Source organism: Methanoplanus endosymbiosus (assembly GCF_024662215.1).
In the GTDB taxonomy this organism is placed as follows: domain Archaea; phylum Halobacteriota; class Methanomicrobia; order Methanomicrobiales; family Methanomicrobiaceae; genus Methanoplanus; species Methanoplanus endosymbiosus.
Genome location: NZ_CP096115.1, coordinates 275,194 through 299,933, shown reverse-complemented (window position 1 = coordinate 299,933; position 24,740 = coordinate 275,194). Strand labels below are relative to the sequence as shown.

The 24,740-nt window shown below is 43.0% G+C and carries 23 protein-coding genes; 16 read left to right on the top strand and 7 right to left on the bottom strand.

Going from position 1 to position 24,740, the window contains the following annotated elements:
- The first annotated feature begins 65 nt into the window (after window positions 1–65).
- Entirely contained in the window at window positions 66–968 is a 903-nt protein-coding gene (locus tag L6E24_RS01010; protein WP_257742879.1) for a 2-phospho-L-lactate transferase CofD family protein, read from the top strand.
- On the opposite strand, the gene L6E24_RS01005 is transcribed toward L6E24_RS01010, so the two are convergent.
- Complete coding sequence (locus L6E24_RS01005; RefSeq protein WP_257742878.1) at window positions 933–2,132, bottom strand: hypothetical protein; 1,200 nt, start codon at window positions 2,130–2,132, stop codon at window positions 933–935. The genes L6E24_RS01010 and L6E24_RS01005 overlap by 36 nt on opposite strands.
- Before the next feature lie 39 nt (window positions 2,133–2,171).
- Window positions 2,172–2,639 (bottom strand): universal stress protein, encoded by a 468-nt coding sequence (locus tag L6E24_RS01000; RefSeq protein ID WP_257742877.1) that lies wholly within the window; start codon window positions 2,637–2,639, stop codon window positions 2,172–2,174.
- Between the two features lie 302 nt (window positions 2,640–2,941).
- On the opposite strand from L6E24_RS01000, the gene aspS reads away from it, so the two are divergent.
- From aspS to L6E24_RS00985, 3 genes are read left to right on the top strand one after another with little or no spacing between them, the layout of a single operon-like run.
- A complete protein-coding gene (aspS, locus tag L6E24_RS00995) occupies window positions 2,942–4,231 on the top strand; it encodes an aspartate--tRNA(Asn) ligase (protein WP_257742876.1) in 1,290 nt (429 codons plus the stop codon).
- The gene (locus tag L6E24_RS00990; protein ID WP_257742875.1) at window positions 4,228–5,124 is read left to right on the top strand and encodes a methionine synthase; all 897 of its coding nucleotides are present in this window, start codon (window positions 4,228–4,230) and stop codon (window positions 5,122–5,124) included. Before aspS ends, L6E24_RS00990 begins: the two co-directional genes overlap by 4 nt.
- A 12-nt stretch (window positions 5,125–5,136) precedes the next feature.
- On the top strand, window positions 5,137–6,111 hold the full coding sequence (locus L6E24_RS00985; RefSeq protein ID WP_257742874.1) for an acyltransferase family protein: 975 nt from the start codon (window positions 5,137–5,139) through the stop codon (window positions 6,109–6,111).
- 95 nt (window positions 6,112–6,206) lie between these two features.
- On the opposite strand, the gene L6E24_RS00980 is transcribed toward L6E24_RS00985, so the two are convergent.
- The 3 genes from L6E24_RS00980 to L6E24_RS00970 form a co-directional block, all read right to left on the bottom strand.
- Window positions 6,207–6,818, bottom strand: a complete 612-nt coding sequence (locus tag L6E24_RS00980; protein WP_257742873.1) for an RAD55 family ATPase — start codon at window positions 6,816–6,818, stop codon at window positions 6,207–6,209.
- The gene (locus L6E24_RS00975; RefSeq protein WP_257742872.1) at window positions 6,818–8,419 is read right to left on the bottom strand and encodes a class I adenylate-forming enzyme family protein; all 1,602 of its coding nucleotides are present in this window, start codon (window positions 8,417–8,419) and stop codon (window positions 6,818–6,820) included. The genes L6E24_RS00980 and L6E24_RS00975 overlap by 1 nt, the downstream gene beginning before the upstream one ends.
- 121 nt (window positions 8,420–8,540) lie before the next feature.
- Window positions 8,541–11,081: a CDC48 family AAA ATPase gene (locus L6E24_RS00970; protein WP_257742871.1), complete on the bottom strand. Its 2,541-nt coding sequence runs from the start codon at window positions 11,079–11,081 to the stop codon at window positions 8,541–8,543.
- A gap of 96 nt (window positions 11,082–11,177) precedes the next feature.
- Here L6E24_RS00970 and larC point away from each other — a divergent pair, with 96 nt between their 5' ends.
- Entirely contained in the window at window positions 11,178–12,332 is a 1,155-nt protein-coding gene (gene larC / locus L6E24_RS00965; protein ID WP_257742870.1) for a nickel pincer cofactor biosynthesis protein LarC, read from the top strand.
- Window positions 12,333–12,475: 143 nt separating this feature from the next.
- Window positions 12,476–13,153 (top strand): DNA repair and recombination protein RadB, encoded by a 678-nt coding sequence (radB, locus tag L6E24_RS00960; RefSeq protein ID WP_257744054.1) that lies wholly within the window; start codon window positions 12,476–12,478, stop codon window positions 13,151–13,153.
- Here the strand turns inward: radB and dapF are convergent.
- Window positions 13,131–13,955, bottom strand: coding sequence for a diaminopimelate epimerase (gene dapF, locus L6E24_RS00955; protein ID WP_257742869.1), 825 nt, complete (start codon window positions 13,953–13,955; stop codon window positions 13,131–13,133). The two genes, radB and dapF, sit on opposite strands and share 23 nt — an antisense overlap.
- Window positions 13,956–14,089: 134 nt before the next feature.
- Window positions 14,090–15,295 (bottom strand): RuBisCO large subunit C-terminal-like domain-containing protein, encoded by a 1,206-nt coding sequence (locus L6E24_RS00950; RefSeq protein WP_257742868.1) that lies wholly within the window; start codon window positions 15,293–15,295, stop codon window positions 14,090–14,092.
- 171 nt (window positions 15,296–15,466) lie between these two features.
- On the opposite strand from L6E24_RS00950, the gene L6E24_RS00945 reads away from it, so the two are divergent.
- From L6E24_RS00945 to L6E24_RS00900, 10 genes are all read left to right on the top strand, one after another.
- Window positions 15,467–16,297 (top strand): HAD-IC family P-type ATPase, encoded by an 831-nt coding sequence (locus L6E24_RS00945; RefSeq protein WP_257742867.1) that lies wholly within the window; start codon window positions 15,467–15,469, stop codon window positions 16,295–16,297.
- A gap of 185 nt (window positions 16,298–16,482) precedes the next feature.
- The gene (gene atwA / locus L6E24_RS00940; protein ID WP_257742866.1) at window positions 16,483–18,093 is read left to right on the top strand and encodes a methyl coenzyme M reductase system, component A2; all 1,611 of its coding nucleotides are present in this window, start codon (window positions 16,483–16,485) and stop codon (window positions 18,091–18,093) included.
- Between the two features lie 12 nt (window positions 18,094–18,105).
- Window positions 18,106–19,662, top strand: a complete 1,557-nt coding sequence (gene mmp3, locus L6E24_RS00935; RefSeq protein ID WP_257742865.1) for a methyl-coenzyme M reductase-associated protein Mmp3 — start codon at window positions 18,106–18,108, stop codon at window positions 19,660–19,662.
- Window positions 19,649–20,119, top strand: coding sequence for a methanogenesis marker 6 protein (locus tag L6E24_RS00930; protein WP_257742864.1), 471 nt, complete (start codon window positions 19,649–19,651; stop codon window positions 20,117–20,119). The genes mmp3 and L6E24_RS00930 overlap by 14 nt, the downstream gene beginning before the upstream one ends.
- A gap of 2 nt (window positions 20,120–20,121) precedes the next feature.
- Window positions 20,122–20,610 (top strand): methanogenesis marker 5 protein, encoded by a 489-nt coding sequence (locus tag L6E24_RS00925; RefSeq protein WP_257742863.1) that lies wholly within the window; start codon window positions 20,122–20,124, stop codon window positions 20,608–20,610.
- Window positions 20,611–21,858 (top strand): methanogenesis marker 15 protein, encoded by a 1,248-nt coding sequence (locus L6E24_RS00920; RefSeq protein WP_257742862.1) that lies wholly within the window; start codon window positions 20,611–20,613, stop codon window positions 21,856–21,858.
- Window positions 21,859–21,862: 4 nt separating this feature from the next.
- Entirely contained in the window at window positions 21,863–22,438 is a 576-nt protein-coding gene (locus L6E24_RS00915; protein WP_257742861.1) for a methanogenesis marker 17 protein, read from the top strand.
- A 3-nt stretch (window positions 22,439–22,441) separates the two neighbouring features.
- On the top strand, window positions 22,442–23,383 hold the full coding sequence (locus tag L6E24_RS00910; RefSeq protein WP_257742860.1) for a methanogenesis marker 7 protein: 942 nt from the start codon (window positions 22,442–22,444) through the stop codon (window positions 23,381–23,383).
- A gap of 68 nt (window positions 23,384–23,451) precedes the next feature.
- The gene (locus L6E24_RS00905) at window positions 23,452–23,904 is read left to right on the top strand and encodes a carboxymuconolactone decarboxylase family protein (RefSeq protein WP_257742859.1); all 453 of its coding nucleotides are present in this window, start codon (window positions 23,452–23,454) and stop codon (window positions 23,902–23,904) included.
- Window positions 23,905–24,098: 194 nt separating this feature from the next.
- On the top strand, window positions 24,099–24,737 hold the full coding sequence (locus tag L6E24_RS00900; protein WP_257742858.1) for a DUF4013 domain-containing protein: 639 nt from the start codon (window positions 24,099–24,101) through the stop codon (window positions 24,735–24,737).
- Window positions 24,738–24,740 lie beyond the last annotated feature (3 nt).

Sequence of the window (24,740 nt, the reverse complement as noted above, 5' to 3'; positions counted from 1 at the left end):
ATTATCCGGAAGAGAAATAATCTGCATACTTTTTTTAAAATTACAGAACAACTATCTCCACCCAGATGATAACAATAATTTCCGGTGGAAAATATTCCTTAAGACTCATATCAGGTCTGCGATCTTTTCTCAATGACGATGAAATAACAGTAATCTCAGATACATCTGACTCCTTTACGATGAGTGGCGGAATTGTATCCCATAATATTGATAACCTCCTCTTCCTCTTCTCCGGAATTTTAAACACAAATACGTGGGCCGGAATTGCAGGTGATACCTACTCTACAGATAAATTTCTTGAACGGATGAACCACCCGGAATATTATGAAACAGGTGATCGCGAGAGAGGACTTCAGATTGCAAGGGCGGAGATGATACGTTCGGGGCTGAAGATAACAGAGATCACAAGAGAGTTCTGCTCTGATTTAGGCATAACGGCCACAATAATTCCGGCAACAGAGAGAAGAATATCAGCAGCAGTAAAGGTTGGAGAGGTATCATATTCTCCGGCAGAATACAGGGATTTGGTAAACACCGGAGAATTAAAACCACTCTCTGCTGAATCAGTTATGATCCTGTCTGCCGGAATACCATATGCAGCACAAAAGGCCATAAATGCCATCATATCTTCAGAATTTGTAATCATTGGTCCGGGGGATTATGCCACATCAGTTCTTCCGGTTCTGGCATGCAGGGGAATGGTAACTGCACTTAAATCGGCAAAAGTCATCTCTCTTCTGCCGCGTATGCCTGACAAATATCCGGAATGCAGAGAGGCGGTCATGTATGACAGAACAGTGGCTCTCTGCCGGAGATTTTCCGATATAATTATTCAGGATATAAAAGAGGAGACAGAAATTTCAGGCACAATGAAAATTCACGCCAATACCGGCACTAAAGGAAAAAATGAGTCCCTTGCCTGGGATATAATGTCAATTGGAAGAGGCATAGGAAGAAATCTGAGATAGGAAATCCCCCATACCCTTTAAGAGATCAAACAGTTTTCCGGATATCTGAAGGAAACTCTCAATACTGACCTCAGAATGAATAAGGTCATCAATATCTTCTGATTCAGAGAGATTGCCGGAAATCCCGCCAATCCCGGTTGAAATTCCGGGTGTGAAATCTCTAACCTTCTGAGTCGGTTCGCCTGTTTCCCCGGCCCGTGCCGGATCATCTGTTCCGGAAGATGAATATCCTGCATAACTGTATGCTTCATCTGCCTTTGCTTCAGCCTGAAGGGCATAATTTTCTGCCTCCCCGTACAGCCCGGAATTATACTTGTCCTGAGCAAGAATGATCAGGGTTTTGGCATTCTCATTATATGACCTGACCATCCAGATCTTATCCTGTGATTCAGAACCACCGTCTGACAATGACGAAATTATTTCATCAAGTGACTCAGTCTTCTCCTCAGTTCTGTAAATGCACGAGAGCGCACCGTACTTTTCAAGGAGTGCATAAGCATCGGCAATATCTGCTTCGGCTGATGAAATCAGCTGAGATGCCACGCCTGCATCAGAAACCTTTGCAGCCTCAACAGCAGAGAGAGCATTGATATATCTTTCATATGCAGGAGTTGTATTCACTCCGGAAATTCTGTCAGCGTCAATAGCTGCCTTCAGCACTGAAAGTTCATATTCTGCACCGGAAATTCCGGATGACACATCAGAAGGATTTACAAAATTTATTCTGATGATCTCTTCATCATCAAGGTTTCCGCCGCCATCATAATATGAGACTGTCATGACATCATGTTCTCCCGAAGTTAAAACCTCAGGCACAGTACCGTTTAATTCAGCTTCAACATAATTATTGTAGGTCTTTGGGTAGTATAGTTCAAAACCGGTTATAGTCTCATAACGACTGTGCCGTACAGGTAGATCATGCCTTACACCGTCAATTACAATGGCAAATCTCCATTTTGGTTCCAGAAGATCGGTATAAAATTCAATTGATTCGGCATCGGAATCAAAATTATATTCAATTGTATAGTGTGCATACACCTCATCTCCAGGTCCTGCACTGAGTTCAGGAACTGTATAACCCCATACATCAATTCCGTCATCTGCCATAACACCAGGAATGATGATTAAAATAATCAGAATTCCGGGAAGAATATTATATTTCATGGTTGATATGAACCGGAGACATCTTATGATCTGATTCATCTATAAAATATCTTCTTTTTTGCCTTTTACTATCATGGTTGTGATTTTGCTGTGCTGAATGACCGCAGAGCTGACACTGCCCATAATCATTCGTTCAAGTCCTGTCTTGCCCGATGATCCAAGGATAATCATATCTGCTGAGATCTCATCTGCAAGATCTAAAATTGCATCCCTTGGATCACCAAACTGTGTATGGGTAATGACATTAACTCCGGCATCCACACAGTCTTCAGAGGCATCACTCAGAACTCTTTCAGCTTCATTTTCCATAACCTCATTCATAATTTCAGAACTTCCGTCAGGCAGTGCTGATACAGGATCAAAAGGAACACCGCCACCCATCACATACTGAATTACAAAAACCGGATGAAGTTCTGCATTTCTGAGTTTTACTTCCTGTATGGCTACAGCCAGTGCTCTTTTTGAATCCACTGAACCATCAAGTGCGACAATAATTTTTTTAAACATAAATATTTTCAGCTCCTGTGTAAATTCCGGCGCGGAATCTCACAAAGTATTAATTCCGGATATATATAACCAATTCATCATGGCACTGATATACCATTCATACTGAATTTTTGGTTATTCTGAAGGTATAATTCTCTTAAATGATAAAATCTATCTTTTTTAAGGTGGATCTTCGGATGCCATAATTCACAGAGGGCGCTTTTTATGAAATTCATTTCAGAAGAGAGGAAATACTGACATTTTTTCCGGACAGATAGTGAAAAACAAAATAAAACCTGCAACAAATATAATTCAGATATTTTATGCGAACACAGTTAAAGGACGTTACAAAGGATACAGAAAGAGCAGAAGTCATCGGATGGGTTCATGAAGTACGAGACCTCGGAGGACTTTCCTTCTATATTCTAAGGGACAGAACAGGATTTTTACAGGCAACTGTAGTAAAAAAGAAAGCACCTGAAGCAGTAACAGAGTGCGCCAGAAACATATCAAGAGAATCTGTTGTAAGAATTTCAGGAATTGTCAAGGCAACAGAGAAAGCGCCCGGCGGAAGAGAGATAATTCCGGAGACGATGGAGCTGATCAGCCGGGCAGAGACACCACTCCCGCTTGATGTCTCAGAAAAGGTTCTTGCAGAAGTGGATACCAGGATTGACAACCGTTATCTTGATGCAAGAAGACCAAAGGTCGGTGCGATCTTTAAGATTAGAAGTGCTGTGACACACGCGCTCTATGACCTCTTCTTCAGTGAGGGATTTATAAACATCCATTCACCAAAGATTGTTGCCGCAGCAACCGAGGGCGGCACTGAGCTGTTCCCACTTGCATACTTTGAGAAGGAGGCATTCTTAAACCAGAGTCCGCAGCTTTACAAACAGATGATGATGTCTGCCGGATTTGAGAAGGTATTTGAGATCGGACCGATATTCAGGGCAGAAGAGCACAACACAACAAGACATCTCAACGAAGCGACATCAATTGATGTGGAAGTATCATTTACAGATCACAATGGTGTAATGGATCTCCTTGAAAGAGCAGTTGTTGCAGCATATACAAATGTTGAGAAATTATGCAGTGATGAACTTGAACTCTTTGATGTTGACTTCACCGTTCCCAAGTCGCCATTCCCAAAGATCACATATGCACAGGCAATTGATATTGCCGCTGTATCCATTGATGAGGACATAGGATATGGCGATGACCTCTCAACAGCTGCTGAGCGTGCAATTGGTGAGGAGATGGGCCAGCACTACTTTATCACAGACTGGCCGACAGAGATTAAGCCATACTATGCAATGCCTTATGAAGACAATCCGGAAATCTGCAAGGCATTTGATATGATGCACCCCAGAATGGAGCTTTCAAGCGGCGCACAGCGTATCCACCAGCACGACCTGCTCGTAGAACAGATTATAAACAAGGGACTCTCTCCTGAGAGCTTTGAATTCTACTTAAAACCATTTAAATACGGTATGCCGCCGCACTCAGGATGGGGGCTTGGAATGGAGCGCCTCATTATGACAATGCTTGACCTGCCAAATATCAGAGAAGCAGTTTTATTCCCAAGGGACAGACATAGGCTTACTCCATGACACTAATGCAGAAGCTTCTGCCGACAACTGTAGTCGGCAGCTATCCGGCTGTACAGGGAAAAGGACTGAAATCAATCTTTGACCCCTTTCAGCCTGCGCTTGAGACTGCTGTACATGACCAGATAAAAGCCGGCATTGATATCATCTCATCCGGACAGGTGAGGGGTGATATGATCTCTCAGATCATCTCGCTCCTTCCCGGAATTAAGGGAAATAATGTCACCGGCAATGTCAGGGCTCCGGCAAAACCGATAACGGTTCACGATACAAAATATGCAGTATCAAAGCATGAGAGGGTCAAGGCGATGTTTGCAGGCCCTTCAACGATTGCACATGCACTAAAGATTGATACGCCTGTGTACCGGAACAGGAATGAACTTGTTCTTGACCTTGCGCAGGCACTTGGTCATGAGGCAAAAAACCTTGAAGATATCGGTATTAAAATTCTTCAGATCGATGAACCGATACTTTCAACGGGTGCTGCTGATATGGCAGCCGCACATGAGGCAATAAGTGCGATTACAGGTATTGTACGGGTGCCGACATGCCTGCACATCTGTGGAAATATAGGAAATGTATTTGATGATATAATCAAAATGCCGGTTGACATCCTCGATTTTGAATTTGCATGCAATCCGGAAAATCTTGAGTATATCTCCGGAAAGGATCTTAAAAATAAAATGATCGGTTTTGGGGTTGTTGATTCATCATCAGATAAAATTGATACTGTTGAAGAGATCTATTCGAGAATCTTAAAGGCAACTGATCTCTTTGACCCTGCAAAAATATTGATTGATCCGGACTGTGGCCTCAGGATGCATACAAGAGAGACTGCATTTGCAAAACTTAATAATATGGTCTCTGCCGCTGACATGGCCAGGAAAGAATTATAATTTTTTTAAAATATGAATGAAAAATTCAGCAATAATTTTGACCTGCTGAGGTTTTTAGCCGCGGGTTCAATTATTTTTTCACACTGCTTTGCCCTCTCGCTTGGCTATGCCAATGTTCATCTCTTTGACTGGCATCTTCTTGTCGGGCAGTTCGGACTTGCGACACTCCTTGTAATAAGTGGTTATCTCATCACAAAAAGCTGGGAGAAGAAGCCTGAACCACGGACTTACTTTAAAAAAAGGGCACTCAGACTCTTCCCCGGAATGTTAACATCCATCCTTTTCATAATGTTTGTCATCGGTCCGGTTAACACATCATATACATTAAGGGAATATTTTCTCAGACTTGCAGACCCGCAGACATGGATGGCTATGCCGTTTTATATCAATGGGTGGGCAATCGGAATATTCACTGAGAATCCTGTGACATATGTGAATGCTCCATTATGGACAATACCATTTGAATTTATGCTATATGTTTTTGTGGCAGCTTTTGGGATTATGGGCATATTATGGCGGAAAAGAACACTTCTTCCGATAATATTCTCAACTGTTCTTCTCTGGGCTGTATGGTATGACAATCCCGCACTCAATAAGATCAGATTTGCAGCTTATTTCCTGATTGGTTCGTATCTGTATGTCAACCGGGAGAAGATAGAGTATAAACTGTGGCTTTCAGCACTTCTCTTTATTCCAGTGATTGTTTTTTTCAAAACGCCGTTTATGTTTGTATTTGCACTTATTGCAATACCATATTTTGTTCTCTGTATTGCATACCTTCCGATAGGAATTCTGCATAAATTCGGGGTAAAAGGCGACCCGTCATATGGAATGTACATCTACTCTTATCCAATTCAGCAGACAATACTGCACTTTATTCCGGCGATAGCAGTCGGCCAGCTGATAGGTCTTACATTTGCAGCTGTAATCCCGATGGCATACGCTTCATGGCATTTAATTGAGAAAAAAGCGCTTTCAATGAAATAGCCATGCAGAAAATATTTTTCCGGAAGAAATTATCTGAAAAGATAATCCGGATGATAGTTTAGCACCGGAATTTTCAGGATCCGGCTATATTTAGTTTATACAACCCTCGCTGTGGTTGAAAGCTCGATTCCGTTTTCCATTATATTATAAGGAAATACCCTTCCCGGCACATCTGCTCCCGGAATTTTATTTATGGTCAGATTTCTCTCAATTTCATTTCCGTGCATAAATTCGTTGAGTGAGATGATAATATCGGAATTTCTTATCAGCCTCATCTCATCATAGGCGCTGTGAAGATCATTGTACATAATATAAAGCGTATTCACATCGTTAGTCTCATTCACAACAGACGCTCTTTTCATGATGGAAAGTGCACTGTCAATTCCGGATTTAACAATCACAGATGAGATGGAATCAATAACTATTCTCTCACCGGTCATAGCTTCTGAAATCTCTTCAGATGACATCTCAGACGCATCAGTCATACCTTCAGAGACTGGGCCGTCAATCATAATATAAGAACTTTCAACATCCTCAGAAGAGCGGAAAAACTGCTCTGCAATCAATTCAGCACCTGAGAGAGGGCCTGCACAGAGAAGAATTGATTTGCCCTTCATAATTCCGCCCCCAAGCTGGAAGTCAAGACCGGAAATTCCGGTGGACCTCTTGCCCACACCGATATTAACCATACTTCCTTTATCAGGCATTATTCATTCCTCTCTTTTTTGTCACAGTCATTGCAGTACTGCACCCTAAGTTCTTTTCTTAAGAGTTTCCACCCATTCACTCTTGGAAGTTCTTTCATAATTATATAGCGCCTCGGCACTTTGTAGCCCGCAAGCCTTGACTTTGCAAAATCCTCAAGTGCTTTTACATCCGGAACTATGCCCTTTGCCGGAACAATTGCAGCAACAGGAATTTCACCTCGATGAACATCAGGACAGCCAAATAATGCGATATCATCAATATCGGGGTGTTCAATCATAGCTTTTTCGATCTCAGTCGGATATATCTTCCAGCCTGACATTACAATCATATCCTTCTTCCTGTCAGTTATCGAAACCCTGCCGTCGGGATCAATAAAGCCCATATCTCCGGTTAAAAACCACCCGTCACTGATAAAAACAGCCTTTGTCTCCTCTTCCATATTCCAGTAGCCTTTTGCAACACCAGGGCCTCTGAGGGCAATTTCACCGATCTCGTCTGCCGGAAGTTCAGCTGTTGGATCTTTGGGAGATACTATCTTTACCTCCGAATATCCGACAGGTCTTCCAACGCTTCTGTAACGGTCTGCTGATTCATAGTCTCCGGGAATTATTGCCGTGCCTGTACCGACCACAATGGTCTCTGAGAGGCCATAGGCATTGACTATTGGTATGCCAAATCTTGAATGAAACTCTTTCCACACACCCGGATGAAGCGGCCCTCCGCCGCTTATCATCTCCTTTGCAGATGATAACTTCTTTTCAGTACCATCCGGCATCTTAAGAAGTGAATGAATCACGGGTGGCATTCCGGCGATGACAGTTGCACTGAACCTCTCTGCAAGGCCAATGTATTCATCAGGATCAAACCTTTCAATTATTATCCAGGTAGCGCCGGCCTTCAGTGCCGATATACCCCATGAAACCCCTACGTGAGCCATAGGGTATATGCCGAGAAATACATCATCACCTGTAAGACCCAAAACCTCCCTTTCAGTATCCAGTGCAGCAATCCAGTTGCCATGTGTGAGCATTGCACCCTTCTGCCTCCCTGTTGTTCCGGAAGTGTACTGGAGCTGGCAGAGATCATCCATGCGGCAGTCAGCCGGTCTGAAAAATTTCCCCGATTTTTCTTCAGAAATTTTCCATTCTTCACTGTCTATGGAGATGTAACTGACAGGCAATATATCAGGGCAGGACATTGCCCCTTTTTTTGCATTCTGCTCGCCTGAAGAATTGGTTACAAGGAGTTTTGCACCGGAATCTTCCAGAAGATATCTGATTTCAGCAGGCTTTAAGACAATATTCATCGGCACTGCAACCGCACCGATCCGCCATACTGCAAAATATAATATTACATATTCAGGATTTGAAGGGAGATATATACCTACTCTGTCCCCTTTTGAGACACCCAGTTCTGTTAAAATACCAGACCAGGTATTTACCTTATCAAAAAGTTCCCTGTATGTATAACCGTAATCCTTTGCAGGGAAATATAACGCCTGTTTTTCAGTAAGCCTGGCATTATTGTCAATAAAAGTTGTGCAGTTTGGCAATTGTAGTCCTCCGGTAAATTCCGGTTTATCTTCTGCATATATATTCATCTCTGATTTTTAAAAGACTGTTTAAATATTAACTTGGGAAGAAGAAAAAAAGGAGATGAAAATCAGGCTTTTTTATCCGGAATCTACCTATATTAGGCAGCAAACGGATATATTTTGATAATCACTGATATTCTACAGGCTGAATGTCTTTAGGCCGCCCGCCTTTAAAATGGCTCTTCATATTTTTGTACTGCTCCCTTAGATTTTCATTCATCATAGGATGCACTTTGGCAAGCGCCTTTTTAAAATCACTCTCACCAACAATATTTCTTCCGTCTCTCATAGCAAACATTGCAGATTCCCGGCAGAGCAGTTCAAGATCTGAACCGACATAGCCTTCTGTTTTCCCTGCTATCTTAACAATCAGAGCATCCCTCGCCGGATCATCAAGCCTGAGTGCATTCTTGCTCAGAAGTTCAATTATAATCTTTCTTCTTTTGCCTGAGGGAAGTCTCTTTTCAGCCTTTTTACTGCATGACTCACACGCCTTTTTCATTTCATCCACAGTGATAATCCTGTTGGGCATTATATCACGCTTCTTACGGATATCAACAAAGATCTCCTCAAACATTACTTCATCAAAATCTTTGGTAATCTCAAGAATATTCTCTATGACAGAATTCTCTATCGGCAAAAATCTGGAATGAATATGCAGTATCTTTTCACGTGACTTCTCATCCGGCTCTCCGATATAGACCAGCCGATCAAACCTTCCGGCACGCAGGAGCGCCTGGTCAATGATGTCGGGCCTGTTGGTTGCGGCAAGCACTGAAACACCGGTAAGGTCTTCAAGACCGTCAAATTCAGTCAGAATCTGATTTAACACGCTTTCAATGACGTGGGACTCCGATCCACGCCCCCTTGCAGGTGCAAGGGCATCAAGCTCATCAAAAAATATTATTGCCGGTGCTACCTGACGTGCTTTTCTGAATACTTCCCTGACAGCCTTTTCACTCTCACCAACCCATTTGGAAAGCAGCTGCGGCCCTCTGACAGGAATGAAATTTGCCCCGCTCTCATTTGCCACTGCCTTTGCAATCAGGGTTTTTCCTGTTCCCGGAGGGCCATAGAGCAGAACACCTTTTGGTGGTTCAATACCGAGTTCTTCAAAACTGTCCCTTTTGGTGAGTGGATATTCAACAGTCTCGCGAACCTCTTCTTTCTCAGAATCAAGGCCGCCGACATCCCGCCAGTTGATATGGGAAACTTCAAGGAATACTTCACGCATTGCACTGGGACTGATCTCCCTTAAAGCCAGCCTGAAGTCCTTTATTAATATCTCAATGGATTCAAGAATTTCCGGAGATATCTCATCAGACTCCAGATCAATATGCGGGAGATATCTTCTGAGTGCTCTCATTGCTGCCTCTCGGCCAAGTGATGCAAGATCAGCACCGACAAAACCGGTTGTCTTACCTGCAAGCTCTTTTAAGAGCATCTCCCTTGTTCTGCCTATTTCATCCTTTATCATCCGGAGTTCTTCTTCAAGTTCTCCTCTGTCACTGGATTCTGTGGCCTTTAACTCTTTTTTCTTGGCTATAATTCTGTTTTCCCCTTCAATTGGCATACCACGGGTATGGATGCGTAGGATCTCCATACGATCCTCTTCTCCCGGCACTCCAATCTCAATCTCACGGTCAAAGCGGCCCGGCCTTCTGAGTGCCTGATCAATGGCATCAAGCCGGTTTGTAGCACCAATTACAACGACCTGCCCTCTTTCGTCAAGACCGTCCATCATAGTCAGAAGCTGAGCAACAACCCTTCTCTCAACTTCACCGGTTACATCCTCCCTTTTGGGCGCGATGGAGTCCAGTTCATCTATAAATATGATCGAAGGAGCATTCTCTTCAGCCTCGTCAAAGATTTCCCTTAACCTCTGCTCGCTCTCACCGTAGTATTTTGAGATTATTTCAGGCCCTGCTATTGAGATAAAATGTGCGCCGCTCTCATTTGCCACTGCTTTAGCAATCAGGGTCTTTCCTGTTCCCGGCGGGCCGTACAGTAAAACACCCTTTGGGGGATCGATTCCAAGTTTACTGAATAATTCCGGATGCCGCATTGGAAGTTCAATGGTTTCCCTGACATTCTGAAGTTCAGTTTTCAGCCCGCCGATATCCTCATAAGAGATCAGCTTCAGACCTTCAAAACCTGCTGCGGGCTTATCTGAAAATTCTATTTCTGTATCTCTGGAAATAATCACTGCATTTTCAGGCTCAAGATAAATAACCTTGAATGCTACTGGCTGAGGCTGAACAAACGGCATCCCGGCGAGAACCGGTACACTGTCATCGAGCAGTACCGGATAATCAATGAGCCTTGACATTGCACTGTTGTAATTTATCGGCAGCTGCCGGGGGAGATCCTCAGGCGGGGCCAGAACAACTCTTTTAGCAGGTATAACTTCTTTTATAGGCGTTACTGAAACCCGGTCACCAATGCTGATTCCGGCGTTCATCCTGGTAAAATTATCGATCTTAATTTTTTCCTGATTCCAGTCATTGACCATCATCCTCCAGACTTTTGCAACAGTCTTTCTTTTTCCTTCAAGAAAGACAAGATCTCCGGGGGAGATACGAAGCTGAAGCATCGTTTCAGGATCAAGTCTTGCCCTTCCGCTTCCCTGATCTTCAGGATAAGCACTATCAGTTCTGAGATTTATCATGATGACACCTTAAGACAAATATATGCTAATGGATATAAGTACTTCTCATATATGCTCACTATTGTATTTGATCCATTCCATGGTGCCGCAGGAGATATGATAATATCCTCTCTGCTTGATCTTGGTGCAGATGAAAGGGATGTTATGGCCGCAATGGAGTCTGTTGTGGCGAAACCGTCTCTTAAACGGGTGAATAAGTGTGGAATATCAGCTTTATATATCAATACCCATGCAGAGAAGATCTCCAGAACGCCTGAAGAAGTCTATTCGATCGTTAAAACCGCATCAGCGCCCAAAAATGTGATAGAGATGGCATTGTCCGTTTTTGGAAGAATTGCAGACGCTGAAGAGACGATACACGGTCACTGTCCTCATTTTCATGAAGTAGGCGCGGATGATGCCATTGCAGATGTTATTGGCGCATGCACCGCATTCTTTTCAGTTAACCCCGATAAGGTCTTTATAATGCCGGTAAAGGCAGGAACAGGATTTGTACAGTCTGCACACGGACTTATTCCGGTTCCTGCGCCCGCAACTATGGAGATAATGCGCAGAAGTAAGCTCAGGTTCTCACACTCCGATGAAAAAGCAGAACTGCTGACACCAACAGGAGCAGCATTATTATCCGAATTTTATTCACATGCCGGATCTGATGCACCCCCGGAGGGAACAGTCAAATCCACAGGATATGGTGCGGGCACTGCTGATACAACAGAGACACCAAATGTCCTCAGAGTATATACAGTTGAATCAGAAGAGAGTGAAGCAGACATTGTGGACATCCTGGAGACAAATGTGGATGATACAACCGGAGAAAATATTGCGTATCTCATGCAGAAAATAATGAACTCCGGTGCAAGGGATGTATCTGCAATTCCGGCTATAATGAAGAAGGGCAGGCCCGGACATCTGATAAAAGTCATATGCAGCCCGAAAGATTCCGATATGTTCGTAGGAATTTTATGCGATGAACTCGGCACACTGGGCATCCGGCATTTCAAATCAGTGCACAGAACTGCTATAACGAGAGTATTTGAAAAAATTGAGCTGACTGCCGGAGATAAGAGCTATACCGTAGCTATTAAAGCCGGAGTAAAGGATAACAGAATAATCTCACTTAAGCCGGAGTATGAGGATATCAGAAACATTGCTGAAGATACAGGCATTCCGCTGCAGGAAGTCAGAAGAATTGCCACAGAAAAGGGGCATCAGATATTGAAGTTAAGATTTGGCAGCACGGGGCTGAACTAACCTTAACCCTGAATATACCTGCACATCATTATCTTCAGGCTGAAGAGAAGTTTCCGGCACAGGATGTTGTTTATCGCCGGAGATCTGACTGAAAGAAAAAAATGAATACAGATAATACCATATTTTTTGCAGAGAAAGGACAGATGAACATTTCAAAGATACATACGGGCGCAGATGAACTTGACGAACTGATAGGCGGAGGGTTGGAGAACAGAGTAATTACACAGTATTATGGCGAACCTGCGGGAGGGAAGAGCACCTTCTGCCTGATGAGTGCTGTAAGTGTCCTGAGGTCAGGAAAGTCAGTCATATACATTGACTCTGAGGGTTTTTCTGCTGAGAGGTTCAAGCAGATTGCCGGTGATAATGCCAAAGAACTTGCCTCAAATCTCATTTTGTTTGAACCCTGCGACTTCAGGGAGCAGAGCATAATGATCGACCAGTGCAGAGAAATTCTGGAGAGAAAAAATACAGGTCTTATTGTTCTTGATTCTATTACAGCACTGTACAGGGTGAATGCCGCGTCATCCGGAGATGTACAGAGGCAGCTTTCACAGCAGCTGATCAAACTTCTCGCATATTCCAGAAAGTATGACATTCCGGTAATTGTCACAAATCAGGTATATACCGATATTGACACAGACAGGCTGTCAGGTCTTGGAGGGACATCACTCAGGCATATCTCAAAGGTAATCATCAGAATAGAGAGAGATAAAAATTTCAGAAGGGCAGTTTTAGAGAAGCACCGGTCAAAACCGGAGGGGGAATATTTCCGGTTTGAGATCACAGAAAAAGGGATTAAAAGGATATCGAACCCTTAAAAACCGTTACGGCCGGGCCTTTCATCGTTGCTCTGCCCTCTGTTATATATATCGTCAGCGGGCCGCCTTTTGTTGTGACATTCACAATATCGCCTGTCTTTCCAAGATAATTTGCAACTGCGGCAGAGGCAGTTGATCCTGTTCCGCAGCTGAATGTCTCATCCTCAACACCTCTCTCAAATGTCCGGATGACAATCTCATCATCCCCTGTAATCTCAACAAAATTTACATTTACTCCTTTTGGAAATGAATCATGATGCCTGATCTGTGGTGCTCTCTCACATAAAGGCAGGCTCTCAAGATCTTCAGTAAAGACCACAGCGTGGGGCACTCCGGTGTTTACTGCATATACGGCCATGCCGTCAATCTCCTCACAGTATTTTCCTTTTCCTGCTGCCGGAATCTCCTCCCTCTCAAAGATAATTTTGCCCATATCTATTGTTGCAGAAAATTCCCCTTCAGCGTCATACTCCATATCAACAGAGAGAACTCCTGATTCTGTCTCTATTGTGCAGTTTTCTTTGACATATTTCATATCCAGAGCATACTTTGCAAGGCAGCGTATGCCGTTGCCGCACATCTCTGCTTCACTCCCGTCAGGCTGAAAGAGTCTCATTCTGACATCTGCATCTTCAGATGCAGATATGAACAGAATTCCGTCTGCACCTATACCATATCTTCTGTCACAGTATAATCCGGAGAACTGCCCTTTCATTGAATCCGGGATTATATTCTCTTCCATCTCATCAATTAAAATGAAGTCATTGCCATTTCCCTGTAGTTTTGTAAAGAATATCTCCATTTAAAAAACCTCTGTATGTACTTTTTTTATATATTTATCACTGTAATTAATCAATTTATTTTTCCGGGAAACTGTCAGAAAATATTGTATTTTAATGCCGGACCTGTCAGTCCTGCATATTACTGGTTTCTGAATTAACTATCGCCCCATTTTTCCAGAGCTTTTCTGAGTTCAATGTGATCTTTCGCATATTCCTGAGCCGTTAAGCCCTCCATGAATGCATCAACCGCCTGCCTCATAGCACGCGCACCGGATTCAGTCCCGTCCGGGTGGCCGTGAATACCCCCGCCTGCCTGCAGAACAATGTCCCGGCCAAGTCCTGAAATCTCAGCATGAACCTTTCCGGGATGCAGCCCTCCGCTTGCAACCGGAAAGACAGGTTTTAACCCGAAATAATCTTCTTTTAAAATTTCATTGTCACGTTTAAGCTCTATGGGAGAATGGCCCATCTTTCCGCTGATAGTTCCGGTGTGCAGCTGATCCCCGCCTGAAAGCCGGACAAGCCTTGCAAGGGGTCTCATTGCAATGCCATGTTCAGGCATTCTTGTCATTGCCCCATGCATTGTCCGGTGAACATGAAGCGGCACATTGATCTTAAGCTCTTCTGAAAGAGCCTGAAGTGCCGAATACCCGCAGGTGATAACATCAACCATAAGTGTATTTGCACCATGTTCAAGTGCCCTTTCAGCACGCTCCACAATTTTGTCAGCACGGTCAGAGATATTGACGGCATAAAGAATCTTCCTGCCTGTCTCACTCTGTGCCTGGTCAATCTTTGCCATTACAGCTTCAATCCTCTCATCCATAGGGCAGAACGCCTGATCTGTCAGTGTCTCATCATCCTTGATGAAATCAACACCGCCGACTGCCGCATTATATGCAACTTCTGCTGTGTCCTCCGGAGTAAGGCCGACCTTTGGCTTGATAATTGTACCGACATGCGGCCTTCCTGACTTATCTGTACCAATAAGCCTTCTGACTCCCTTCATGCCGAACAGAGGGCCGTCAAAACAGGCAAGCTTATCGGGAATATCAATATCCAGGAGGCGCACAGAATCAAGTCTTCCAAGACCAAAGAGATTTCCGGCAACAACGCTCAGATACTGAGGTATATTTCCCGGTTCAAAAATTTCAACAGGATAGCGGATTTTTGTGACATATCCGTCTCCCTCTTTACGGAGTTCCTCAACGCTTCCGTCAAGAACCCCTACATAATCCTTCCTTGTTTTAAGATCAGTCCACGTACCTGTTGTCTCTTCCTCAGCAATTGCTACTGCCGCATCCTCAGGTTTTGTATCACTGCGTGGCCTGAAATAATAGTATGAAAATACATCAGACATAGTGATCTACCATTACCGGCAGGATATTAAAAATTTATCCAAAGAATGCAGAAGATTTACCGTCCATGCTCCGGCAGTGTATTTAGTACAGCAAAAATATATATATTCAGATAAAATAATGAAAAGAATGATTAGTATTCACGCATATTCTTTAATATTACAGGGATTTCTATGAAAGTAGCTATTGTTTTTGACAGTGCAGGCACCCTTTTATACACCTACCGCGTGGCCGTGGACGTAAGATCCAAAAAAATGAAAAAAGGTGTTGAAAGTACGATGCTGACATGCTCAGAAAAAGGGCGCTCATTAATTCTTCTTTATGCCCACTCCCTGAACATATTTGAGACCCCATCTGACACCCTTCTCTCCGATTATATGAAGAAAGAGGGAATAAAATTTGGAATTGCCTGTTCAAACGGCATAGTCTCACATGAAGAAGTATCAGAATATCTCTTAAATGACAGATATGCCCGGATTTCAGATCTTCAGATCTGCATAAAAACAGTCTGGAACTGCTGTAAAAAGCTGCCAATTGTTGCTATGAACAGCGGAGTTATTGTTAACCGGGATCTTAAGGGCATAGAATTCACCATAACTTCCGGAGGGCGGCCTTTTTCAAATGCAAAGGAGACAATATCCAGCCTGCATAAGATGGGAGTTGCAACATATGTCGCATCCGGAGACAGCACGGACAAACTTGTAAAAATGGCAGATTATCTTGGAATTCCGCATGACAACATCCACGGTGTTGCAACACCATCAATTAAGGCGCAGGTCATAAAGGATCTGAAATCTGTTTATGACTGTGTAATAATGGTTGGAGACGGAATAAATGATATTCCCGCATTAAGAGAGGCAGACATTGCAGTTCTGACATGCCAGCAGAATAAAAATAAGCCAAAAAAACTCATTGAGACAGCAGATATAATTATAAATGATGTGAGTGAAATTAAAAATATTACAGAAAACGCAATTAAAGGCGGGAATTTCAAAAAATATTGAACCCGGCAGAACCCGATATAAACTCTTTTAAATTTCAAAGACAATTTTTCATTTACAAAAGATAAGTTAATACTCTCCGGAATTATTTTGATTACTATACTGCATACGATCTATGCAGACAGGCAATCCCAAAGGAATAGTATTATTATTATCATAAAACAGTTATTAATTAGAGGATTAATCTTATGGCACCATTTGTTACGGTTGAGAATCTTTGCAAGGACTTTGATGGACATAGGGTTCTGGACAATATAAACTTTGATATAGAAGAAGGGGAAATCGTTGGAATAATCGGCAGAAGCGGAGCCGGAAAAACCGTACTGATGCACCTTATAAGGGGTGTTGACACACCGCCAACCTTAGGAAATGTAATTTTCCATATATCATACTGCGACAGCTGTCCACACATAGACCTGCAGAGCAAATCCGGAAGTAAATGCCCTAAATGTGGCAGTGAATTAATATCAGGCGACTTTGACCTCTGGGCCGAAGAAAATGCCGGAATGAAAAGAAGGATAATGCGCCGCAGTGCAATAATGTTTCAGAGATCATTTGCGCTGTATGGCGATGACAGAGTAATAGAAAATGTCATGCATGCATTGAGCGATGTAAATTATCCTTCAGAAAAACAGGTATCAAGAGCAGCAGATCTCCTTGATGAAGTCAGACTGTCGCACAGGATGATGCACATTGCACGTGATCTCTCCGGCGGAGAAAAACAGCGTGTGGTTCTTGCAAGACAGCTTGCTAAAGAGCCTCTCTTACTATGTGCAGATGAACCAACAGGCACACTTGATCCAAGAACTGCAAATGTTGTTCATGAAATGCTGCATGAAGCATCTGTCAGCAATGGCATGAGTATGGTAGTCTCATCCCATTTCTCTGAGATCATTGAAGACATCTGCAAACGTGCAATATTCCTTGAAGATGGCAAAATCAAAAAAATTGGCGATTCCAAAGAGATTGTCAGGGAATTTCTCAAAGATGCAACCGATGATGAAAGTTTTGAGAAACCAGATATTGGAAAAGAACTGCTTAAGGCAAAGGACATTACAAAGCGTTACATTACTGTTGACAGGGGAATGATTAAAGCTGTTGACGGAGTTTCTTTTGAGGTTGGAGAAAGAGAGATATTTGGGATAATCGGAACAAGCGGAGCAGGAAAAACCACCCTGTCAAGAATAATATCAGGTATTATTGAACCTACCGGCGGAGACATGGATGTCAGAATCGGTGATCAGTGGATTGATATGACAAAGCCCGGAATAGAGTTCCGCGGGCGTGCAAAATGTTATATCGGTCTCCTTCATCAGGAATATGATCTCTATCCTCACAGAAATATCCTCGATAATCTCACAGATTCAATCGGCCTTGAGTTTCCAAAAGAACTTGCCATGAGGAAGGCAATAATAACCCTTAAAATGGCCGGATTTACCGAAGATAAGAGCCGGGATATTCTAAGCCGCCTTCCGGGCCAGTTAAGCGAAGGAGAGAAACACCGTGTTGCACTTGCGCAGGTGCTCATCCGCGAACCAAGAATTATTCTTCTTGATGAGCCAACCGGAACAATGGACCCGATTACCAAGATAGATGTCAAGCATTCAATCATGCATGCCCGTGAAGAGATGGACGAGACCTTTATTGTTGTCTCACACGACATGGAATTTGTCAGAGATATATGTGACAGGGCAATGCTGATGAGGCATGGTAAGATAGTAACAATCGGAGAGACCGAGAAGGTTCTTGAATATCTCACCAATGAAGAACGTGAAATTATGTCCCAGCCTGAAAAATGAGGTGCAAATCACATGATAATTCACCTTGACGGTGAGATAAGAGAGGTTAAAGAAGGAGACAGGCTCAGGGATTTGCTTCCTGATTTCAGGGAGGAATTTTCTGTAGCCGTAATTAAATCAGCAGGCATTCATGAGAGTGAGACAGCAAGCGCCAGGCTATTTACTACTGCCGGAGAGATAGTAGTTGAGCTAAACGAAAAAGCTGAAAAATTCATAGGGGATGCCGGATTCATAAATCTTTTTTCAGATTCGGGTGAGAATCATCCTGTCAGATGGTCAGACAGGTATGGTGTGTCAGCCGGAAATTTTACATCCGGAATAATTCCGGATAAAAAGCATCACAGATATGCGCATAATGATGTAATACTGGGATGTGCCGGATATGATCCTAAAAAGTCTTTTCTTATATTCTCTAAAATTCCTCACTTCGCAGACCACGGTTCAGAGACCTCCGGCGGAGTAATCGGTAAAGTTGTGAGCGGAAAGGCAATTGTTGAAAAACTGACTGTTAAAGACAGAATTCTCAATGCTGAAAGGATAATAAGCAGAGTTGACAGATCGTCCTCTTTTACCACATCAGATATGGATCTGAAATTAGAAGACGGGATGGAGATAGTTACCCGGATAGTTATCCGTGCATCGGGATATTCAGAAGATGAGATTGACATAACATCAGCAAAAAGCGTTGAACATCTTCTTCTCACCTATTCGGGTGGCAGATTTGCAAATAATCTTGGGGCAGGAACATTCATCAGAGATGAGACGATGAAGAAGAGCATCGTCCCGTTTGAACTTAAGAAACCAAGGCTTGAAGGATCTGTAACTGTCAGGACATCCGGAAAACAGAAAGGCAGCATTTATATTTACAGGAAAAGTGTTGCAAGCAGTCCGTCACACACCCATGTCGGGGAAGTTGAGCATGGCATTGAGATTGCCAGACTTGCCGGCGGGGATGAAAAATTTTCAGTACAGATAATCCCTGACCAGATCGATCTTCGCGGAATGAGCCTTACAGAAGCAAAAGATACTGCATTGAAGTACGGCATCTCTTTTAGTACCGATTCTGAAGAGGAGAAGAGGGTTGTAACCGGGCAGAACCCGGCTACAACACTTGAAATGTTAAAGGAAAAGAGAGTGGAAGTTAAAACCGTTCCTTTATCATCAGTTCTTAAGATCGAACTATGGGATGACAAAGCACCAAAAACCTGTGAAACTTTCCGTGAAGTGACCGGCCTGAAGTGGTACAGCATTGGAAAACTGCCTGTGGTACTCAACTTTGAGGATGTATATCTCTTCAGTCCAAAGATACCGAAAACCACAAAGATAAACATTGAGAACAACCCATCAGGTGAAGTTCCGGCTTACAGCATCGCCATGACAAACGACTCAAGGAAGAACAGTGGTCTTGTCGGAGTAAGAACCGCACCAAACAGTGATTTCGGGCCGACATCAGAGCCGTTCAATGCCACAAATATTATAGGCCGCCTGATTGACACTGATAAATTAAAATTTATCGAAGAGGGCGGCCTGATTTATATCATGGAGGTTAAATCAGATGCCTCCGGATAAACAATATATCCCGGAATTTGTGGGAACGGTAACAAAATATGTATTTGTTGAATCTCCGGATGTAACTCCTCAGATGCTTGTAACAGCAGCATATGAGATCTCAGAGGGAGTTATGATAAAGGAGACATGTTTTGGCCTTCAGATCACCGGAATGCCAGGTGAGGTATCTGAGATCATAACTGAACTAAGGAAGCTTGACCCACCGCATATATTTGTCAAGGACAGGGGTTATCCTCCGGGAGACACAAGGAGATGCAGGGCAAATCTGGGTGGTGCAAGACCTGGATATTATGGCCATGAATTTGAGATCGGACTGGTCAGATATATATCAAAAGGTCTTGAAAAACTCGGTACAGAAGATAATAAATATAATTATAATCCGGAAAATACCCTGACTGAAAAGAAGAAGCTTCCGGCAGAAGAACTTGTAAAAATTATTAACTCAGAGGTATCCTGACAATGGCAAAAGTTTTCATATATCCATCAACAAGCCTCATATTATCCGATATGGTCGAGAGATTCGGACATCAGCCCTTAGGGGCCGCAGTTGCCGTACGGGAGAAGATACAGACACCCGGACTTGACTCACCCCCTATGCAGATGACTCCGGAAGACCCTAAAAAAGGTCTTAAATATGCAGCGGTGGAAGTGCCTGCCGGAGTAAGGGGAAGAATGGCACTGTTTGGCCCGATGATTGATGAAGCAGAGGCAGCGATAATCATCAATGACGCAGATCTCTCATTTGGCTGCATGGGCTGTTCCAGAACAAACGAGCTGGTAAAGTATCTTGTACGAACCAGGGAAGACATTCCTGTGCTTGATCTGAATTATCCATCAGATGAAGAGGAAGGAATACAGTTTGTTACAAACATTAAGGGCTTTCTTGACAGTCTTAATATGCCAGAAGATGAATCAGAAAGTATGGATAATTCCGGAGGTGAAGAATAAGTGAATGATCAACCTGTCAGAGTGGCACAGTTGTCATGCGGCCCTGAACACAGCGGAGTGCAGAAGGAGATCTATGACGCAGCAGAGATGGTCAATGCCGAGATGTTCTTTCCGGATGTCACACTAAAAGACATAACAGAGGCATATCAGGAATTTGGCCTTGAAGCAAAGTCCGGTGACTTAAAACTTGCAATTGCAAGGGCAAAGGCCCTCGTTGAAGGTTCTGTAGAGGCAGATGCGGTATTTATTGCCACATGCTTCAGATGCTCAGAAGCTGCAATCGTCAGAAATGAGCTGAGAAGGTATATCCACAACAACTCTGATCTCCCGGTGGTGAGCTATTCATTCACTGAAAGGACTACTTCCGGAACACTTCTGACAAGAATGGAAGCCTTAACTACAATTGCACGAAGAAGGGCACTTTTGGCGAGGGAAGTTCAGGAAGGAATAACCCTCGGCATTGATTCCGGTTCTTCAACTACAAAAGCTGTTGTAATGAAGGATAATGAGATTGTCGGCACCGGATGGACACCCACCACTGAAGTGCTGGGCAGTGCAAAATCCGTTATGGAGAGTGCCCTTGAAGAGGCAGGAATAAAGCTCTCTGAGATCGATGCAGTCGGCACAACAGGATATGGCAGGTACCTTATAGGCAATCAGCTTAAGGCCGATCTGATACAGGAAGAACTCACTGTAAACTCAAAAGGTGCTGTATATCTTGCTGACCGGCAGAAGGGTGAGGCAACCGTCATTGATATTGGCGGAATGGATAATAAGGCAATATCTGTCCAGGACGGAATTCCGGGTACTTTTACAATGGGCGGCATATGTGCAGGTGCTTCCGGGCGGTTCCTTGAGATGACTGCAAAGAGGCTTGGTATTGACATCACTGAACTCGGCCCTCTTGCAATGGGCGGAGATTCGTCTGTGGTTCCGATGAACAGCTACTGTATTGTCTTTGGAACACAGAGTCTTGTAAATGCACTTGCTGAAGGGCACACCAAGCAGGACGTGGCAGCAGCTGCATGCAGAAGTGTTGCCGAGCAGGTCTTTGAACAGCAGCTTCAGGAAGTGGAGATCAAAGAGCCGGTGATAATGGTCGGAGGAACGTCACTTATCCAGGGTCTTGTAAATGAGATGGGTAAACTTCTTCAGACAGATATTATTGTTCCGCACCATTCGCAGTATATCGGTTCAGTCGGATCTGCACTTCTCGCATCCGGATTCATAGATAATAAGGACAGATGAAACAATGGCTCTTGATTATTTCCAGGTTGAATGTGTTGAGGAGAAGGGCAGGAAGGCTTATGAAGAGATAGCCGGAGATATTTTAATGGATCTCAATCTACTGCAGATCATCAGCAGATTTTACATCAAAATTGACCCGGAATTTCCGTTATTCATTGCTTCCGGAGAGATCAGGAAAATGCCCGGAAAAGTGCGTGCCGGTGATTTTACCGGAATATTAAATGATGAAGGCAAAATCACAATAGAGATCGGTGATGAAACTTACCTCTCATTTCTCCTGGAAAAGCTCTGGGATCTCTATGGCAGGGAGAATGTAATACAGCCGGACAGATTCACAATTACCATTGATGCCAGTATTGCCGGAGTTGAAGAGATTAAAAATCTTGCTGTCTTTGATGCCGGAACAGGGGTGTATAAGGACATTATATATGCTATGCAGTGGATAGCCCCTGAGGGTTTCAAAGTGAGAAGGGAGTGCACAAAAGGCAGCCGTTTTTACTACATTGCAAGTGAAAATATTCTCACCGATGATGTTGCTGAAAAGGAAATTTCAGAAGCATTTGATAAACTGGAGGGATGAACTATGACATTTGTTCCGATTACATACAAAGGCGGAGTGTATAAGCATGACATTATACTCGACCTGATAGATGATCTTGGCGGCCATATTGTCCAGAAGCATATGATTGCACAGGATGTGGTGCTCCAGTGTCTTGTGCCAAAAGAAGACATTGATCTGATAAAAGAGACAGGCAGGCCTTTTGGAAGTGAGGTCTTTGAGTCACCCCTTGTGGGTACTGAGATTGCCGTAATCTCGCCAAGCCTTGAGATTCATCACCTCCCTCATACATCCTGTGATGTGGCAGAATATCTGAGAAGTGCCGGAGCCAAGACCAATATGATCGGCCTTTCAAGAGGTTTTGGAAAGAGGATTGCAAATCTCAATATTGAAGAGAGGGACATTATCAATGAGCATGACTGTGCTGTTCTCATGCTCGGCAATTTTGAATCATGTATCCGGCATAAACTTCCGGCGCTGAGGCGTGGCATAACAGTCCCGATTATTCTTACCGGAGGTCCGGATACAGAGTCACTTGCTACCCTTGCAGATCCGCCTCTTGACGGATATGTCGGCAATATTGGACGTATTGGACACAGGATGAAGAAACAGGAGGGTGAGATTGAGTATCTTGATGAACTGGTGGATGTTATATCCGGTGTTCTCGATGAAAAAAGGGAAGAGATTGCAAAGGATACACTGTCAGTATCTCCGGCAAAACTGATGTCCATAATTGATGAGGAGATGCACATTATAAAAGGTTCAACTCACCCAACCCCTATTACTGTGCAGACAGCAGGACTAAGAGTTAAAATATCATATAAAGAATATTCAGATGAACTTGGTGCAGTTGAGATTGAAGATGGGATCACTGTTGGTGAAATCTGTGATATTACTCCTTCCCGTATGCGCAATTACATATGGATAAAGATCAAACCCTTTTCAGAAACTAATATTATGATTTGATATTAATTTCAAACCAAAATTATTGAATATAATACAATATAATTTAACCATGACAGGTGTTTTTAGCTGTGGAATTTGAAAAGCTGTTAAAGGACATTGCAGATATTGGCAAGGAAGAATTTGCAGAAGGGTGGCTGGACGAGATTGAAAAAGAGTCCGGAAAAGTTCCCCTTATATTTCAGAGAATGTCAAAGAGGCCCGAAGTATTGTTATCACATCTGCTTTACAAAGGGGCTATAGCCGATACAAGCACAATTGATCCAAAATTTGTAGAATTAATATCTCTTGCAGTCGGTGCAGCACTTAACTGCAAACACTGTACTGAATACCATATGAGGGCTGCACTAAAAAAAGGTGCAACAAAGGACGAAATTCTTGAGGTTGTCCTTATTGCGGGTTCTCTTGCACAGGCATCTGTTCTTGCTGATGCGTACAGGGTTATTGATTCGGGTGAAGAACCCTGTGAAGGAGCATGTGACTTAAATGGAATATCTATTAAGAATAAAGTAAATGGCGATTAAGTTTTCCATCCAGATATAAATCTTTTAAAAAATAAAAATCAAAGTCAAAATAACATCTATTCTAATCTTCTGCTTATTATTTTCATTTCTATTTGTTTTCAGTAGAGATTTCACATGATTTTTCAGATTCTCCGGGAGGTTATAAATACAAACCGGACTTAATTAGAACTGTTACTTTTAAGGAGGTATCTTCTATGGATATTGGAAATATGTTTAACGATTCCTTTGAATATACAAAGGAAGGGCTGATGGGAAAATGGACTAAGTGGATTCTGCTTATTATTTCATCCATTATTTTTCCGTTGATTATGGGATACCAGTTAAGGATTCTAAGGGGCGAAAAACCTGCACCTGAAGCAGACAACTGGGTAAAAATGTTTATTGACGGAATTGTCTATTTTATCATTTCATTAATTTACATGATTCCGGTTATGATTGTCGGATTTATAATCATTGGCGGATCATTTATGGCACTTGGTGCAGGAGACATAACAAGCCCTGTTGCACTTATAGGTGCATTTGGCATAGGTCTGATAATAGTGATGATTTTTGCATTAGTAGTTGAACTTATAGCTATTGCAGGTATAATCCGGTTTGCAAGGGAAGGTAAATTCACAGAGGCATTTAATTTCTCAGAAATTTTTGCAAAGATTGGAAAGATCGGCTGGGCTAAATATTTCCTGATGTTATTTATCCTCTGGATTGCAGTAGTAGTCTTTTATACTATACTTGAAATGATACCTGTAATCGGATGGCTGTTAATGTTCATACTCATGCCGGCAGTTGCAGTATTCTCTTCACGCTACATGTGCCTTGTATATGACAGTGCCTGAAAA

What these genes read in the sequence shown, in the direction of transcription:
- L6E24_RS00925 (WP_257742863.1), top strand. Translation starts at nt 20,122, where the DNA reads ATGGCAAAAGTTTTCATATATCCATCAACAAGCCTCATATTATCCGAT.
- L6E24_RS00950 (WP_257742868.1), bottom strand. Translation starts at nt 15,295, where the DNA reads ATGTCTGATGTATTTTCATACTATTATTTCAGGCCACGCAGTGATACA.
- L6E24_RS00980 (WP_257742873.1), bottom strand. Translation starts at nt 6,818, where the DNA reads ATGCCTGATAAAGGAAGTATGGTTAATATCGGTGTGGGCAAGAGGTCC.
- L6E24_RS00970 (WP_257742871.1), bottom strand. Translation starts at nt 11,081, where the DNA reads ATGATAAATCTCAGAACTGATAGTGCTTATCCTGAAGATCAGGGAAGC.
- dapF (WP_257742869.1), bottom strand. Translation starts at nt 13,955, where the DNA reads ATGGAGATATTCTTTACAAAACTACAGGGAAATGGCAATGACTTCATT.
- L6E24_RS01010 (WP_257742879.1), top strand. Translation starts at nt 66, where the DNA reads ATGATAACAATAATTTCCGGTGGAAAATATTCCTTAAGACTCATATCA.
- aspS (WP_257742876.1), top strand. Translation starts at nt 2,942, where the DNA reads ATGCGAACACAGTTAAAGGACGTTACAAAGGATACAGAAAGAGCAGAA.
- L6E24_RS00900 (WP_257742858.1), top strand. Translation starts at nt 24,099, where the DNA reads ATGGATATTGGAAATATGTTTAACGATTCCTTTGAATATACAAAGGAA.
- L6E24_RS01000 (WP_257742877.1), bottom strand. Translation starts at nt 2,639, where the DNA reads ATGTTTAAAAAAATTATTGTCGCACTTGATGGTTCAGTGGATTCAAAA.
- L6E24_RS00945 (WP_257742867.1), top strand. Translation starts at nt 15,467, where the DNA reads ATGAAAGTAGCTATTGTTTTTGACAGTGCAGGCACCCTTTTATACACC.
- mmp3 (WP_257742865.1), top strand. Translation starts at nt 18,106, where the DNA reads ATGATAATTCACCTTGACGGTGAGATAAGAGAGGTTAAAGAAGGAGAC.
- L6E24_RS00985 (WP_257742874.1), top strand. Translation starts at nt 5,137, where the DNA reads ATGAATGAAAAATTCAGCAATAATTTTGACCTGCTGAGGTTTTTAGCC.
- L6E24_RS00930 (WP_257742864.1), top strand. Translation starts at nt 19,649, where the DNA reads ATGCCTCCGGATAAACAATATATCCCGGAATTTGTGGGAACGGTAACA.
- L6E24_RS01005 (WP_257742878.1), bottom strand. Translation starts at nt 2,132, where the DNA reads ATGAAATATAATATTCTTCCCGGAATTCTGATTATTTTAATCATCATT.
- larC (WP_257742870.1), top strand. Translation starts at nt 11,178, where the DNA reads ATGATAATATCCTCTCTGCTTGATCTTGGTGCAGATGAAAGGGATGTT.
- atwA (WP_257742866.1), top strand. Translation starts at nt 16,483, where the DNA reads ATGGCACCATTTGTTACGGTTGAGAATCTTTGCAAGGACTTTGATGGA.
- L6E24_RS00915 (WP_257742861.1), top strand. Translation starts at nt 21,863, where the DNA reads ATGGCTCTTGATTATTTCCAGGTTGAATGTGTTGAGGAGAAGGGCAGG.
- L6E24_RS00910 (WP_257742860.1), top strand. Translation starts at nt 22,442, where the DNA reads ATGACATTTGTTCCGATTACATACAAAGGCGGAGTGTATAAGCATGAC.
- L6E24_RS00990 (WP_257742875.1), top strand. Translation starts at nt 4,228, where the DNA reads ATGACACTAATGCAGAAGCTTCTGCCGACAACTGTAGTCGGCAGCTAT.
- L6E24_RS00975 (WP_257742872.1), bottom strand. Translation starts at nt 8,419, where the DNA reads ATGAATATATATGCAGAAGATAAACCGGAATTTACCGGAGGACTACAA.
- radB (WP_257744054.1), top strand. Translation starts at nt 12,476, where the DNA reads ATGAACATTTCAAAGATACATACGGGCGCAGATGAACTTGACGAACTG.